The sequence below is a fragment of the Ruminococcus sp. genome (genome assembly GCF_019423705.1).
Taxonomy (GTDB): Bacteria; Bacillota; Clostridia; order Oscillospirales; family Ruminococcaceae; genus Hominimerdicola.
Map to the genome: position 1 here is coordinate 155,420 of NZ_JAHZAX010000005.1, position 15,780 is coordinate 171,199.

12 protein-coding genes are annotated in these 15,780 nt (G+C 45.9%); 10 read left to right on the plus strand and 2 right to left on the minus strand.

The features are described from left to right. Positions 1-186 precede the first annotated feature (186 nt). Both QZ371_RS05835 and QZ371_RS05840 read right to left on the minus strand, forming a co-directional pair. Entirely contained in the window at positions 187-1,650 is a 1,464-nt protein-coding gene (locus QZ371_RS05835) for a flotillin family protein (RefSeq protein ID WP_295210573.1), read from the minus strand. Positions 1,651-1,763: 113 nt separating this feature from the next. Beyond that, positions 1,764-2,447, minus strand: a complete 684-nt coding sequence (locus tag QZ371_RS05840) for an NfeD family protein (protein WP_295210574.1) — start codon at positions 2,445-2,447, stop codon at positions 1,764-1,766. Positions 2,448-2,689: 242 nt separating this feature from the next. On the opposite strand from QZ371_RS05840, the gene QZ371_RS05845 reads away from it, so the two are divergent. From QZ371_RS05845 to rplT, 10 genes are all read left to right on the plus strand, one after another. Beyond that, positions 2,690-3,229 carry a helix-turn-helix transcriptional regulator gene (locus QZ371_RS05845; RefSeq protein ID WP_295210576.1) on the plus strand — a complete coding sequence of 180 codons (540 nt, stop codon included), beginning with the start codon at positions 2,690-2,692 and terminating at the stop codon, positions 3,227-3,229. Positions 3,230-3,243: 14 nt separating this feature from the next. Further along, positions 3,244-3,696: a hypothetical protein gene (locus QZ371_RS05850; RefSeq protein ID WP_295210578.1), complete on the plus strand. Its 453-nt coding sequence runs from the start codon at positions 3,244-3,246 to the stop codon at positions 3,694-3,696. Positions 3,697-3,828: 132 nt separating this feature from the next. Then, a complete protein-coding gene (locus tag QZ371_RS05855; protein ID WP_295210580.1) occupies positions 3,829-4,500 on the plus strand; it encodes a vitamin B12 dependent-methionine synthase activation domain-containing protein in 672 nt (223 codons plus the stop codon). Beyond that, entirely contained in the window at positions 4,490-6,859 is a 2,370-nt protein-coding gene (locus QZ371_RS05860) for a homocysteine S-methyltransferase family protein (RefSeq protein WP_295210582.1), read from the plus strand. Before QZ371_RS05855 ends, QZ371_RS05860 begins: the two co-directional genes overlap by 11 nt. 83 nt (positions 6,860-6,942) lie before the next feature. Further along, positions 6,943-7,167 (plus strand): hypothetical protein, encoded by a 225-nt coding sequence (locus QZ371_RS05865; protein ID WP_295210584.1) that lies wholly within the window; start codon positions 6,943-6,945, stop codon positions 7,165-7,167. A 127-nt stretch (positions 7,168-7,294) separates the two neighbouring features. Next, positions 7,295-10,645, plus strand: coding sequence for a PD-(D/E)XK nuclease family protein (locus QZ371_RS05870; protein ID WP_295210585.1), 3,351 nt, complete (start codon positions 7,295-7,297; stop codon positions 10,643-10,645). Next, a complete protein-coding gene (locus tag QZ371_RS05875) occupies positions 10,646-14,356 on the plus strand; it encodes a UvrD-helicase domain-containing protein (RefSeq protein WP_295210587.1) in 3,711 nt (1,236 codons plus the stop codon). It begins immediately after the preceding gene. A 269-nt stretch (positions 14,357-14,625) separates the two neighbouring features. Next, positions 14,626-15,144 (plus strand): translation initiation factor IF-3, encoded by a 519-nt coding sequence (gene infC, locus QZ371_RS05880; RefSeq protein WP_295210682.1) that lies wholly within the window; start codon positions 14,626-14,628, stop codon positions 15,142-15,144. A gap of 23 nt (positions 15,145-15,167) precedes the next feature. After that, on the plus strand, positions 15,168-15,365 hold the full coding sequence (gene rpmI / locus QZ371_RS05885; protein WP_022286867.1) for a 50S ribosomal protein L35: 198 nt from the start codon (positions 15,168-15,170) through the stop codon (positions 15,363-15,365). Between the two features lie 49 nt (positions 15,366-15,414). Beyond that, positions 15,415-15,768, plus strand: coding sequence for a 50S ribosomal protein L20 (rplT, locus tag QZ371_RS05890; RefSeq protein ID WP_295210589.1), 354 nt, complete (start codon positions 15,415-15,417; stop codon positions 15,766-15,768). The last annotated feature ends 12 nt before the right edge of the window (positions 15,769-15,780 follow it).

Genomic DNA, 15,780 nt, shown 5'->3' on the forward strand with positions numbered 1-15,780 from the left:
ATACGTCTATTTTGTCTTTCCATAATAGTGCCTCCTTTGCGAAATGCTTAAATGTCCGTTGTTCTACTAACTACATTATAATGTGGCTGAGATATTCTGTCAATGGCAAGTCTGACAAATTTGACAGGCTATTTACAGCATTTTGCATAAAAAGCCTCCGCAATCATTAGACTGCGGAGGTCGATTTTATTTGTCAGCAGGTTCTATAACTTCAACGTCTTTCGGGTCAAGGGTCTCTGCTTCGTCAGCTTCGGCGGCTCTTTTTACCGCCTCTTCCTGTGACTTTTTCAAAGCGCCTTGGATATCCTCACCGAGAAAGTCGGGGAGCGACATTCCTGCCTGCTTGAACAGATCGTTCAGAGGAGGAACTGACTGCATAAGTCCGCTGAGAAAGTTAGCTGTTGAGCCTTTTCCGTCAGCGCCTGCGCCTGTGTCCCACACTGTGATCTTGTCGATCTTGATGTTCTTGATAGCTTCTACCTGAATAGAGATGAGCTCTTCAAGCTTGTCGGCAACGATGAGCTTAACGGCGGCGTTTGCGTCTCCGCCTGCTGCTTCAACAAGCTTTCTCATACCTTCTGCCTGCTTTGTAAGTATCTCTTGATTACCTTTAGCCTCAGCTTCCATTTTTGCGAATATAGCGTCAGCTTCACCCTTTGCCTTGCGTCTTACGACTTCGGCCTGTGCTTCGGCTTCGATCTCAGCCTGCTGCTTGGATATCTGCGCCTTTACGATAACGTCAGCCGTCTGTGTTGCTTTTTCAAGCTCTGCTCTTGTCTGCTCGGCTGACTGCTGAGCGATGTAAGCTTCCTGTTTTGCCTTTGCGGCCTGAACGGCTTCGGCAGCGGTAGCTTGTCTGAGAGCTTCCGCCTCACGTTCACGTCTGAGGGCTTCTGACTGTGCAACTTCGATCTTCGCTTGGTTCTCACCGTCGATAGCGGAAGCGTTTGCGGCAGCCACTTGGATACGCTGATCCTTCTGAGCGTTTGCCTGACCGATCTCACCGTCTCTGTGCTTTTCGGCAACGGACTTCTTAGCGTCGTTGATAGCCTTTGCAGCGGCCTCTTTACCGAGGGCTTCAAGATATCCGGACTCGTCCGTGATGTCCGTTACGTTTACGTTGATGAGTTTAAGACCGATCTTTTTCAGCTCGATCTCAACGTTGTTTGATACCGCAAGCAGGAATTTATCTCTGTCGGAGTTGATCTCCTCGATATCCATTGTTGCGATGATAAGTCTCAGCTGACCAAAGATGATATCTTTTGCAAGCTCCTGTATCTCGATGAGCTTCAAGCCGAGAAGTCTCTCAGCGGCGTTTTGCATAACGCCAGGCTCTGTTGAGATACCAACAGTAAATCTTGAAGGTACGTCGATCCTGATGTTCTGCTTTGACAGAGCGTTTTTAAGATCCACATTGATCGAGATAGGCGTAAGATCCATATACTCGTATGAATGGATTATCGGCACGATGAAAGCCGCACCGCCGTGGATACATCTTGCGCTTCTTGCCTGTCCGTTCTTGTCTGTTCCGACTTTACCGTAAATGACCAGCACCTTGTCGGAAGGGCATTTTCTGTAACGTGACAGAATTGCGATCAATGCTGCAAAGAGCACGGCAACTATCACGCAAACAATAATGATAGGTGGCATAATTTTTCCTCCGTAAATTTATTTTTATAACCCATATGACCCCAATGGGAATATAAACTATTTGATCTTGTCCGTTTTGTTCTAATTTTTATTATACTATAATAATGTATATTCTATTCTTTTTCTACAACGACCGTGTCGCCTTGCAAGTCGATAACACGCACCTGCGCACCTGTTTTTATAAGCTCGTCGCCGTTATTTATCGCCGTAAGCTCGGTAAGCTGTCCGTTCACGATGACGTTTACCTTGCCAAGACCTTGATTTTTCGGCGGACAGGGGATATATACTGTTGCGGCTTCACCGATAGCGTTTTTGTAATCGGCCGTGCCGTTTTCTGTAAGCCTTGCCGACAGCTGAACGATCTTTGCCACAAGAAGCATTGTCGCAAGTCCCAGCACAAAGCCGATAACTGTTGACACAATAGGCAGGATGCCCGAATTTACCAGCACGATAGACGACCAGCTGAATACAGTCAGAAATGTTACGATAGTTTGCAGGGTGAACATTCTCATTGTCGTAAAGTCAGCAGGATTTCCGCCGTCGATATCGTGATCGCCGCCAACGTGGTGAATGCCGTGAACAGGGCAGATATCACCGTGAACGCTTATGTCCGTGTCGATATCCACCGACGTGTTAAGGTCAAGCCCCGAAGTGTCGCTGAGATCGTGCCCTCCGCCGCCGTCGTGCATTCCGAACATCGAGAACAGCGTTTGTATAAGCAGTATCATCGTTGACGGAAATGCAATGCAGTACAGAACTTTCAATATAAGTGATAAACCTTCCCACCACTCACTCATAAAGATAAGCACCTCCTTATGTAAATATTATTTACGCTTATTATATAACGTTTTTTGTCGTTTGTCAATAGGTTTTTTAGTAAAACCTAAAAAAATATTTTGGTGGGTCAAGTTGTTACAATGTTAGGTATAGCCTAACAAAAAATACATATGTTAATTTTTTGTGAAACGCTTGCAATCGGCTCTCAAATCTGTTATTATGTATGTAAATGATATTTACATAGTAAAGAGAGGTGCGATATATGGACAGCGTAACTTTGGGCAAGCGCATAAAGGAAGCAAGGCTTGCGAAGAAAATGACGCAAAGCGAAGTCGTTGGCGATTTCATAACAAGAAATATGCTGTCGCAGATAGAGAGCGGTGCGGCTGCGCCCTCAATAAAAACGCTGGAGTATCTGTGCAGAGTGCTTGAGATCGAGCCTAACGCACTTATGCCGGACGAAAACGACTGCCGCTCGGCTTACAGTGCTGACGACTATATCAATATACGAAAGGCTTTTGAGCAAAAGAACTATAAAGAGGTAACGCAAGCCGATATACCTGAGAACTTCAAGGACGAGACCGCCGCCCTTAAAGCAGCCGCATATTGCAGGCTTGCGGAGGAAAGTTCGCAGAGCGATGATATCTCCCAGCTTCAAAAAGCTGTTGACCTTGCCAAAAAGGCGGAGGAGCTTTCAAAGACGGGGATATTTGCAAACAAAGCCGTCGCCGATACCGCACAGCAGCTTCTTAAAGCCAATGCTCAGAAGCTCAGCGACTATTACAAGAGCCTGCTTCGATAAGGAGAAAGAAGTAAATGGAATATCTTGTTATAGCGGCTGTGGTGATAGTCCTCGCCCTGTGTCTTGGGGCTGATATCGCTATCGTGCCAATAATGCTGCTGGTGATGATAGCGGCGGCGCTGGTGTTTATATTCGGGTTCTTTGTGTTCAGTCTCGTGCGGCTCATCGGCACAAAGCTTGCTAAGGGCAATTTTACAAGGATAGGCAGAAGCGGCAAGAACCGCTTTGATACGGCTTTTTATATGATCGACGGCGAGGAATATCCAAACGTTTTTCCCTGCGAGATAATCTTCAGAGCAAAGCTTTATCGCACCGACAAGGTGGTAAGGCTTCGGCTGGATAAAAAGCACGGCGCTGTCTATGACGCAAATGCTCTGTGCTGTACGCTGCTTGGCTTTATGCTCAGCGGAATGTCACTTGTGATGATCGTGATGTCCTTGTTGGAAATTATCGGCGTTTTGTCATAGTTTATAATGTTTTCGGCAGACGGTGTTCTGCCGAATTTTTATGCGGTTTTATACTAAATCATAGGCTGTTTATTTTTAGGTGTTGTAAATTTCATAGTATTGTGATATAATAAATCCCGAGTAGGTGATAATTTGAAGCTTGAAAGCATTAACCGCAGGGAAGCCGCAAGATATATGGGCTTCGGCGCAAACAAACCTGATGACAGGACAAATGCTATTATAGATGAATGTGAAAAAGCTCTGCTTGACGTTATAAATCCAAAATACGTTTACAGGGTGTTCGATATCGGGTTGCTTGAGGACGGCGTGAAAGTCATTGGAACGCCGCTTTTTCTTGGCGGCAAGGATATAAGACGGCACCTTGACGGTTGCACAAAATGCGTGCTCTTTGCGGCGACTGTTTCGTCGGGGGTGGATATGCGGCTGCGTGCCTTTGAGGCGGAGGATATGACGAAAGCCGTGGTGGCTGACTGTCTTGCAAGCGCCGCTATCGAGCAGGTGTGCGATCACGTTGACGGCGAAGTCAAAGAGCGGCTGTCGGGCTATAATCAGACTTGGCGCTTTTCGCCAGGCTATGGCGATCTGCCCATAAGCGTGCAGAGGACTTTTCTTGACGTGCTGAACGCTCAGAAGCTTATCGGACTAAATGCAACGGAAAATAATATTCTGACTCCGAGAAAGTCGGTCACGGCTGTTATCGGGCTGTCGGAAAATGAGATATCAAGGGGCAGACGAGGCTGTGCCTGCTGCAATATGCGTGAAGTCTGCCAATTCAGACAAAAGGGGGATCATTGTGGATCTTAGAACATTACTGAAAACAAAGGAATTTATCATACTTGACGGCGCAATGGGCACTATGCTCCAAGCGAAGGGTCTTGAAATGGGCGCAACGCCTGAGGCTCTCAATATCGAAAAGCCCGACTGGCTGGTGGATATCCACAAGCAGTATGTTGAGGCTGGTTCGGACGTCGTTTATGCCAACACATTCGGTGCAAACAGACACAAGCTTGCCAAGTGCGGCTATACAGTTCAGCAGGCTATCCCTGCGGCTATCGAGAACGCAAGAAAGGCCTGTGAGGGTACGGACACACTTGTGGCGCTTGATATCGGCCCTATCGGACAGCTTCTCGAGCCGACAGGCACGCTGACCTTTGAAGAAGCTTATGACGTATACAAAGAGCAGATAATCGCAGGAAAGGGCGCTGACCTCATCGTATTCGAGACGATGACAGACCTTTACGAGCTGAAAGCCGCTGTCCTTGCGGCAAAGGAAAACAGCGATCTGCCGATAATATGCACGATGACATTTGAAGAGAATATGCGAACATTCACGGGCGTTTCCATAAGCTCAATGGCGCTTACCCTCGAGGGTTTGGGCGTTGACGCTATCGGCGTGAACTGTTCCCTCGGGCCGAAGGAGCTTTATCCTGTTGTTGAGGAGCTTTGCAAGTGGACAAATCTTCCTGTTGTGGTAAAGCCTAACGCCGGTCTCCCTGACCCTGTTACAAATGAATATAACTGCTCGCCTGAGGAGTTTGCTGAGTTCGCTGAAAAGCTTATACCACTTGGCGTGAAAGTCCTTGGCGGCTGCTGCGGAACTGATCCTCAGTATATCAAAAAGCTCAGCGAAATGCTTGAGGGCAAGAAGCACGTCAAGATACACCACGATATCCCTGCGGCGTGCTGTTCGGCAACCAGCACAGTCGTTATAGACCAGCCAAGAATAATCGGCGAGCGTATCAACCCGACAGGCAAAAAGCGTTTCAAGGAAGCTCTTCTTGCAGGCGATATCGACTATATCTTGGGACAGGCTATCGAGCAGATACACGCAGGCGCTGATATCCTTGACGTAAACGTTGGTCTCCCGGGTATCGACGAAAAGGCGATGATGGTTAGAGCCGTCAAGGCTTTGCAGGGCGTTGTTGACGTGCCTTTGCAGGTGGATTCGACTATCCCCGAAGTCCTTGAAGCTGCGCTGAGAGTTTACAACGGCAAGCCTATCGTCAACTCAGTAAACGCTGAGGAAAGCTCATTGCAGAACGTTTTGCCGCTGGTAAAGAAATACGGCGCTGCTGTCGTTGGTCTGACCCTTGACGAAAACGGCATACCAAAGACCGCTGACAAGCGTTTCGAGCTTGCAAAGAAAATACTTGACAGAGCGCTTGAATGTGGCATTAGAAAAGAGGACGTTTATATCGACTGTCTGACGCTGACGGCTTCCGCTGAGCAGGAAAACGTTATGCAGACTGTAAATGCAGTCGAGCGTGTTAAAAACGAGCTTGGACTTAAAACAGTTCTCGGCGTTTCAAACATAAGCTTCGGTCTGCCAAGCAGAGAGATCGTTAATCACAACTTCCTTATGATGGCGCTGACAAAGGGTCTTGATCTGCCGATTATGAACCCGAATATCGACTCTATGACCGCAACTGTGCGCTCTTATAAGCTGCTTACGAATATAGACAAGAACTCTGTTGACTTCATTGCACATTACGGCGGAGACAAGAAGCCGCAGGCTGCTGCTCCGTCAGGCGAAAAGGCTGATATCGACCTTACTTACGCTATCGAGAATGGCCTTAAAAAGGAAGCTGCCGACCTTACGGCAAAGCTGCTGAAAGAGACCGACGCTATGAATATCGTCAACGATATGCTCATACCTGCACTTGACAAGGCGGGCGCTGAATTTGAAAAGGGCAAGCTTTTCCTGCCCCAGCTTATCCAGACCGCAGGCACGGCGCAGTCCTGCTTTGAGGTAATAAAGAACCATATCCTTTCAACAGGCGAGAAGAGCGTTTCAAAGGGCAAGATTATCCTTGCCACGGTTAAGGGCGATATCCACGATATTGGCAAGAACATCGTAAAGGTGCTCCTTGAAAACTATGGCTATGACGTTATCGACCTTGGCAAGGATGTTGATTATCAGACTGTCGTTGACTGCGCTATCGAAAACGACGTTCACCTTATCGGACTTTCAGCCCTTATGACCACCACCCTTGTAAGTATGGAGAACACAGTAAAGCTTCTCCGTGAAAACAATGTTGACTGCAAGATAATCGTGGGCGGCGCTGTTGTTACCCCTGATTATGCCGAGCAGATCGGTGCGGATTATTATGCGAAGGACGCAAAGGAATCCGTTGATATTGCAAGAAAATTTTTCGGCAACTAAAAAATATCCAAAAACTGAATAAATCGTTTTAAGACCTCCCATAATCTGATCGAACGGAAATATCAGACGGGAGGTCTTTTTTTATGAGAAAATTCACGATCGCAATCATCTGCGCATTTATCGTATCGGCAAGCACACCGACTGTTCAGGCAAGCTGTACAGCTTCGGGGATAGGTGCGCTTTTTATCTTGCAGGACGCTGTCTGCGATAACGATGAAAGCGAGGATATCAAGGTCATTGACGGCGACAAGAGTGATATAAAGTTTTCTTTCAAGCTTGCGGAGATAATAAGAAGCCTGTTCGACTAAAAAGCTGAATACTGCATTGCTGTCCAAATATTCGGACATATATCAGAATTTCTTTGTTGACTTTTCTGCCTTGTCGTGGTAAAATTGTTGAGAACGATCAAAATTTACACGGAGGGAGTGCAAAGGTTTGGTAACAATTATAAGCGGCGGTTCTCATAGCCAGCGTGACAAGCTTTTTATCGACAGGATAAAAGCTGCGGCGGAAAGCGGCGAACAAGTGCTGGTGCTGATACCCGATCAGTTTTCATTTGAATATGACAAGAAGCTTTATGAAGCAATGGGTGCAAAGCTTTTCAATTCCATTCAGACAGCAGGCTTCAACAGGCTTTCAGATCTGACCGAGAAGCTTTATGGAGGCTCATCAAAGGAAAATGCTGATGAAAATGTAAAGACTATACTTATGTATAAAGCGGTAAGGCGGCTGAAAGAGACAAGGGACGTGCGTTTTTACAAGAGAAGTCTCGACAAGGGCAGCTTTATTGCCGAAGTCAACAAGCTTATAAGCCAGTTCAGAGAAAGCGGCGTCACCCCCGAAGCGTTGCAGATTGCGGCGGAAAAGCAGGGCGGTTCGCTGGCGATGAAGCTTTACGATCTGTCAAGGCTTTACGGCTTTTATATGGAGGAACTTGAAAAGGCAGGAATGCAGGATACGCTTTCGGCTATTGCGAGAAGCGTAAGACAGGTCAAGAACAACGGCTATTTCTGCGGAATGTCAGTGTTCGTGGACGCTTTCAACGATTTTACATATGATGAGCTTAAAATGCTTGATGTTGCGATTGCTCAATGCAAAGAGCTGACGGCCTCCCTTATCATTGATGATGAATGTGTCGATCAGTACGGCAATCACCCCTTTGCGGATACTATCAGAACAAGACAACAGATCATCGAACTTGCGGCAGATCACAATTACAAGGCGCAGCTCATAAGCGCGAAGAATGACGGCAGGCAGAGAGGCGAGCTCGTTTATCTCAGCAAAAATCTTTTCAATACCTGCAAAAAGCCTTATGAAGGCGAATGCAAGACTGTAAGTGTTGTGTCGGCGACAGATATCTATGAAGAGAGCGAATATGCCAGCGCAAAGATATGCGAGCTGGTGCGTGAAAAGGGCTACCATTATAATGAGATAGCCGTTCTTGTCCGTGATATAAAGCAATGTGCTTCTGTATTTGAGGGCACTTTTGAGCGCTATGAGATACCCTGCTTTGTGGATAGCAGCGACAGCGTTTCGGCTTCGTCGCTGGTGCGCTATATGAACGCAATATTCAAGTGCCTGCTCTCAAAGACCTATTCCACCGACAATATTCTCAAATACATAAAATCGCCACTGTGCGAGATGATAAACATTCAGATATCTAACCTTGAAGATTACTGCGTTATGTGGAACGTTGACGGGGATATATGGCTCGAAGATTTCACGGTATCAAATGGCTTGAGCGAGAAGCAGCTTGCGGCGATAAATCAGTCAAGACGTTTCATTATCGAGCCTTTCGAGGCGTTCAAGCACAAGGTAGGCGGCAAGGCTGCCGCACGGGATATCTGTCGGGCTCTTTACGACCTGCTTTCAAAGGTCAAGCTTTCCCAACAGATGTATTCAGTTGTGAAAAAAGCCGGCGCTTCAAGCAACGAGACCCAGCTTGAAATGTCGAGAGGCCTCAAACAGCTTTGGAACTCAGTTTTGTCGGCGATAAAGTCAATATACGATCGTATGGGCGATGAAGTCATATCTCTAAGACAGTTTTACGAGCTTTTCAAGCTTATGCTGGCGCAGATGAGCGTTTCAAGACCGCCGCAGAAGCTTGACAGCGTGAGAGTATGCGACCCCAGCCATTCAAGGCTTGACGGCGTAAAGGCTGTGTTTGCCGTTGAGGTCAACGACGGCATTTTTCCTGCGACTGTAAGCAGTTCGGGACTTATCACCGAAAGCGAAAAACAGCTTTTGCAGGACAGCGATATAACCATAAATCAAAGCGCACGAAAGGCTTTTCAGAGCGAAAAGCTTGTGTGCTATAATGCCTTGACCCTTGCGGACGAAAGGGTATATGTGCTCTATTCAGAGTCAGACCTTGTGGGCAAGGTCAAGCGGCCGTCGTCGCTGGTTGGCGAGCTGACGGCAATGTTTGGCGATATCGTCACAAAGGCGCAGAACGAGAGCCTTGATTTTTACTGCACGTCGTTCAGAACGGCATACTACAAATATATGGAACATTCAAGAGACAACACCACTCAGACGGCTTCTGTCAAGGCGGCGCTTGCCCTCAGCGATGAATATGCCGAGAAGCTGGGACGTTCAAGAAAGCTTCGTGAAAACGGCGATTACAGTCTGTCGGAAGAGACAGCCCACCAGCTTTTCTTTAGTGAAGAGCCGAAAAAGGTCTCACCGACTGCACTTGACGATTACTACAAGTGTCCATTCAAGTTTTTCTGCAAATCGGGGCTGGGTCTTAGGGTCGTGCAGTCAATTCAGATAAACAAGGTCAATAACGGACTTATTATCCACCAGCTGCTTGAAAGCATTATCGGCTGCAAAAATGAAAACGGCGATACTGTATATAATGAAGCTTTTCTGAAAATGAGCGATGATGATATCAGAGATTTCATTCACGATAACATTTCGGCATATATAAAAGACTATCTGGGCGGAACCTTCGGCAAATCGCCGTCCTTCGTGTATTTGCAGGAAAGGCTTGAAAGCAACGCTTTTCATATAGTAAAATTTATGCAGAATGAGCTTTATCATTCAAAGTTCAGACCTGCGCTGCTCGAATACAAGATAGAAAGAACGGAAAATGAGGACAGGCTTATCCTTGACGTCAACGGCAGAGACAAGATAATTCTCACAGGAACCATAGATCGTGTTGACATTTTTGAGGACGAGAACGGCGAAAAATACGTCCGCATAATCGACTACAAGACGGGAAAAATGGAGCTGAAATATTCTTGGCTTTATAATGGTCTAAACTTGCAGATGTTCGTGTATCTGACGGCTTTGCTTGAAAGCAAAAATCCTGTCAATATCGATGGCGGACTTAAACAGGCCGGCATTATCTATTACAAGGTCGGCGAAAGCGCAAAGTTTAAAGCGGAAACTTTCGACGCTGATATCGAAGAGGACGAACACAAGGCACGCCTCAAGGCCTTCAAGCCTGTGGGCAGGACTGTTGACGATAAGGAAGTGCTTGAAGCTTACAACACCGAAGAGAGCTATGCCTATGCGCCTTTTAACGCAAAGAACAATGACATCGTGACAAGTTCGTATTTCACAAAGCTGAGAGACTTTGCCACAAAGAAAGTTACAGAGTTCGGCAAAGACCTTTGCAAAGGCAGGATAGAAGCACGTCCCGTTGGCGGCGCTTGTGGATACTGCGATTACAGAGAGATATGCGGCAGGCTCAACCAAGAGGACGTTATCAATATCGACGATAAGGTCTATGGGGAAATGCTTGAGCAGGAATTGTCTGAGGGAAAGGAGGAAGAGTAAATGGCTGATGTTAAGTGGACAGATGAACAGCGGCAGGCGATAGAAGAGCGTGGCAAGGGCATAATCGTTTCGGCGGCGGCAGGAAGCGGCAAGACCGCCGTGCTCATACAGCGAATGATAGACCTTTTGTCTGACGAGAAAAACAAGATACCTGCGGACAGACTGCTTGCGGTAACATTCACAAACGAAGCTGCGGCGCAGATGAGAGACAAGCTTGCGCAGGCTTTTGAAGAAAAACTAAGACGTGAGCCCGATAACAAATGGCTGCTCAGTCAGCAGAACCTTTTGCAGCTTGCAAAGGTCTGCACCATAGACTCTTTCTGCCTTGACCTTGTAAAAAGCAACTTGCAGGAATTTGATTTTCAAGGCGGAATATCTATCTTAGATGAAAGCATACAGAATATGATCTACGATCAGGCGCAAACAGCAGCACTTGAAAGGCTCTGCCAAGAGGATTACGAAAGCTATAAGCTGCTTAACAACGCTGTTGACGTGAATGGCAACATTATAAAAGGGCTTTATGACTTTCTGCGTTCGCTGCCATTCCCGAAGCGCTGGATAAATTATACACACAGGAATTTCACCGACGACGCTGTATTTGAAGGCTTTGTGGATAATCTCTTTGAACAGATGAAGCGCAAGCTTGACAAAGCACAGGTGCTTTATGAGAAGTTTGAAGCGCTGGCTAGATATGAAAATGATTTTTTCAAGCTGTCTGACTATTCAAAGATACTTGAAACAGTTCTTGATGACGGTGAGTCTATCGGCGAGATAAGAAAGAAGATAGAAGCGAGAGATATCGACTTCTTTGCGAAATATCCTAAAAACGATAACCTTGCAAGGATAAAGCCACTTTCAAAAACAAGCAAGGTTTACAAATCGCTGGAAGATGATATCAAGATGATGTTATCAGACAGCTATGAAACGGCTAAAGCTTGCAGAGACAGCTATAAGAGCATATTGGCGGAGATATTCGTAACATTCAATGTCACAGAAGATATGATGAAAGAGAATATGCTTTTCTCTGACAGGATATTTACTATACTTTGCAATGTCTGTGACTATATCGAAGAGTTTTCACACGAGGAGAAGCTTGAGCGCAACGGATTGACATTCTCTGACGTTGAGATAATGGCAAGAGACTTGCTTGTGATCGACGGCGAGGACGGCATAAAGCGAACGGAGCTTTGCGAAGAGATAAGAAACAACAGGCTTTACGAAGTCATTTTCATTGATGAGTTCCAAGATGTAAACAATTTGCAGGAACTTGTTTTCAGACTGCTTTCCGATACCGATAACATTGAGATAATGGGCAAAAACGTGTTTGTCGTTGGTGATATCAAGCAGGCGATATATCGTTTCAGACTTTCAAACCCAGAACTTTTCAACAAGACCAAGCGTGACGCTCAGAATGAAGCCAACAAAGATCAGCTTATATCAATAAAGCTTAGCAAGAATTTCCGAAGCAGGCGTTGCGTTATCGACTTTGTAAATTACCTTTTCCACAATCTTATGACGCAGGATAACGGCGATGTCGATTATACTGAGGACGAAGAGCTGAGACTTGGCGCAGGCTATGTAGGCGAGGACAAGCCGACGGAGATCATTCTTATCAAGGACGACAGGCAGTATTCAAAGCTCAATGGCTATTCGACTGAGAATTATGCCGTTGCGCAGAAGATAAAGTCGATGATCGCAAGCGGTGAAAAGGTGGACGATCACGGCACGCTGAGAAACTGCCGTCCTGGAGATTTCTGTATACTTACGCAAACAAACAAGGGTGCTGCGCAGGCGGCAAAAGCCCTTGAAGCCGTTGGTCTGAAAGCGTATTCAGAGGACACGGACGGCTATCTGAAGTCAAGAGAGATATCCCTTGTGCTCAGTATGCTTAAAATAATCGACAATCCGATGAATGATGTTGCAATGGCGGCGGTGATGATGTCGCCTGTATTTGAGTTTTCACCAGATGAAATGGCGGCGATATCTCAGCGCACGAAGATAGAAGGCAGCAGGCTTAGAAACCATATTTATCAAGTTGTGGCAGCGGCAGGCTCGGCGGAAAACGGTCACGAAAAAGAAGCAGAACATATGGAGCTTGGCAATGAAAAGCTCCAGCAAAAGTGCATAAAGCTGAACAAATTTCTTGGCGAGCTGCGATATCTTTCGATGAGTATGGGGCTCGAGCGGTTTATAAGAAAGATCTACGATATGACCGACCTTATGGGCGTTGTGTCGCTTTATCTTGATTCGGACAAAAAGCGTGCAAATCTGCGGCTTTTGCTTGAATACGCCGCCGCATATGAGGAAAACAGCCAAGAGGGCGTAACAGGCCTCCTGCGCTATATCAAATCGGTGGAGACCAACGAAAAGGCTTTCAAGCAGGCAATGACCATAACAGAGGGCAGCGATTCGGTTTACATAAAAACGTTCCACGCTTCAAAGGGTCTCGAGTATCCTTTTGTATTCCTTTGTCAGCTTGATATACCGCTTGTTAAAAATCAGAACAGCTTTAAATCACACAATGAATACGGCTTTGCTTTTAAGTTCAAAGACAAAGAAAAGCTTATCGAAAAGACGTCGGTCTATTATGAAAATCTCAGAATGATATGCGATAATGAAGAGAAAAGCGAAAAGCTGAGGCTTCTGTATGTTGCCTGCACGAGAGCAAAGGAGAGGCTGTTTATTTGCTGCGCACCTCAGCACAGCAAAAGCAATACGACTTACGATAGTTATATTGAGAAGAAAGTCCAATACATAGAGAATGCGGCAAATCTCAGCACAAAGGCTGGGGACACTTTGGAAAAGACGGCAATAGAAGCGAATACTATGCTTGATTGGGTAATGCTGGCGCTGTCGCTTCATAAGCAGAAAGGGGAGCTTCTTGACTGGCTGGGCGGAGATACGAGCGTTATGGAGACCTGCGACTATATCCAGCCGGAGCTTGTATATAATGAGTATAGCGTTGACACCAAACAGGACGATCAGGCAGAAGAGCAGCAGATAAGTTTTGCGGCTGTCAACAATCAGCTGGTGCGTGAGCTTCTTGAAAAGTTTGACAGCAAGTATGATATGAAAGGCAGCGAGACCCCGGCAAAAATGACAGTCACTGAGATAACGGCGGCGGAAAAGGAAAAAGAATACGGCGAGAAAAATCCCGAGTTCTATCCAAATCTGCCAAGGCTTGACGATGAACTGGACAAGCTCACGGCGGCGGAGCGTGGAACTTTCACCCACAAGTTTATGGAGCTTGCCGACTACGAAAAGGCAAAGGCTGATACCGAGAGCGAACTTGCGAGACTTGTGGAAAAAGGCTTTTTCACGCAGAAAGAAGCGGACGGAGTGTATCTTGAAGCGCTGAAAGCTTTCTTTGCTTCCGACTTCTTTGGGCGAATGAACAGTTCAGAGAAAATAATGCGAGAGAAAAAGTTTCTTGTGTCTATCGCCGACCTCGACCTTAAAGACAGCCTGCCCGATATCAGCGGACAGGGCGGAATGATACAGGGTATCGCCGACTGCATTTTCAAAGAGCCTGACGGCTATGTGCTGGTGGACTATAAGACCGACAGGTTCGGAGATATCAGCGAACTTATGGGTTATAAGACACAGCTTGCCCTTTACAAGGCGGCTTTTGAGCTCATACTTGGCGAAAAAATAAAAAGCAGCTATATTTATTCTTTCTGGCTCAGAAAAGGGGTTGAAATACCTTTATAAATGTGCTATAATGTTTTGTAGAGGGTTGTTATATGTGTGTTCATAAAAAATTTACAACAGTATTTGTTATTATGCTGTTGACAATGGAGTATGAATGTAGTATAATATTTAGGTAAACAAAGCAGAACTTGATCCGTTCTCACCTTAAGCGCAGAATTATTCTGATGTAAAAAGGTCAACAATGTGCATTTTAATGAGCTTATAAAGTTTATTATGCGGGTACGGATTTTGTCTGTACCCGTTTTATTTTATTTTGGAGGTGCTGCGTCATTAGCAACAGGGAACATCAGATCAACGAAGAGATCCGAGACAAAGAGCTCAGGGTCATTGATGTTGACGGAAATCAGCTTGGTATTTTAAGCGCTGACGAGGCTCTTAAAATTGCAATGGAAAAGGATCTGGATCTTGTTAAGATCGCGCCACAGGCTACACCGCCGGTTTGCCGTATAATGGATTACGGTAAGTTCTGCTTCGAGCAGGCAAAGCGTGCGAAGGAAGCAAGAAAAAATCAGAAAGTGATCGAGATCAAGGAGATCAGAATGTTCTCAACTATCGACACTCACGATTTTAATGTAAAGGTCAATCAGGCTGTTAAATTCCTTAGCGGAGGAGATAAGTTAAAGGTTTCTGTAAGGTTCAAGAAGAGAACCTTCGCTCACCCACAGTTCGCAGAAGAGCTGCTGGTGAAGTTTAAGGACGCTATCTCCGACGTCGGCGTTGTTGACAAGCCATCCAAAATGGAGGGGCGTAACCTTGTAATGTTCGTTTCTCCGAAGGTTAACAAGTAAAATAATTAAGGAGGATAAATCAAATGCCAAAGATTAAGACACATTCCGGCGCAAAGAAGCGTTTCAGCGTAACCGGAAGCGGTAAGGTAAAGTTCCAGCACACAAACAAGAGACACAGACTTACTCAGAAGGATCACAAGCGTAAGAGAATCCTGCGTGGCGCAGCTTATGCAGACGATACCAACATCAAGAACGTAAAGGCTCTTATCCCTTACAAATAAACGAGTTGTAGGGAAAATCAAACATTAAAAATTTCAGGAGGTAATAACTATGGCTCGTGTAAAGGGAGCAATGATGACTCGTAAGAGAAGAAACAAGACTCTTAAGCTGGCTAAGGGATATTTTGGCGCTAAGAGCAAGCACTTTAAGATGGCTAAGCAGGCTGTGATGAAGTCTGGTCAGTACGCATACATCGGCAGAAAGCAGAAGAAGAGAGATTTCAGAAAGCTCTGGATCACAAGAATCTCTGCTGCTGCAAAGCTCAACGGTATGAACTATTCGACGTTTATGAACGGCGTAAACAAGGCAGGCATCACGCTTAACAGAAAGATGCTTTCCGAAATTGCGATCAACGATCCAGCTGGTTTCACAGCTATCGCTGAGAAGGCTAAGGCAGCCCTTTAATAGTAAAAAACA

Excerpts from the sequence above, each read along its gene's own strand:
- rpmI (WP_022286867.1), top strand. The coding sequence starts at position 15,168 with ATGCCAAAGATTAAGACACATTCCGGCGCAAAGAAGCGTTTCAGCGTA.
- QZ371_RS05850 (WP_295210578.1), top strand. The coding sequence starts at position 3,244 with ATGGAATATCTTGTTATAGCGGCTGTGGTGATAGTCCTCGCCCTGTGT.
- QZ371_RS05875 (WP_295210587.1), top strand. The coding sequence starts at position 10,646 with ATGGCTGATGTTAAGTGGACAGATGAACAGCGGCAGGCGATAGAAGAG.
- rplT (WP_295210589.1), top strand. The coding sequence starts at position 15,415 with ATGGCTCGTGTAAAGGGAGCAATGATGACTCGTAAGAGAAGAAACAAG.
- QZ371_RS05845 (WP_295210576.1), top strand. The coding sequence starts at position 2,690 with ATGGACAGCGTAACTTTGGGCAAGCGCATAAAGGAAGCAAGGCTTGCG.
- QZ371_RS05865 (WP_295210584.1), top strand. The coding sequence starts at position 6,943 with ATGAGAAAATTCACGATCGCAATCATCTGCGCATTTATCGTATCGGCA.
- QZ371_RS05840 (WP_295210574.1), bottom strand. The coding sequence starts at position 2,447 with ATGAGTGAGTGGTGGGAAGGTTTATCACTTATATTGAAAGTTCTGTAC.
- QZ371_RS05835 (WP_295210573.1), bottom strand. The coding sequence starts at position 1,650 with ATGCCACCTATCATTATTGTTTGCGTGATAGTTGCCGTGCTCTTTGCA.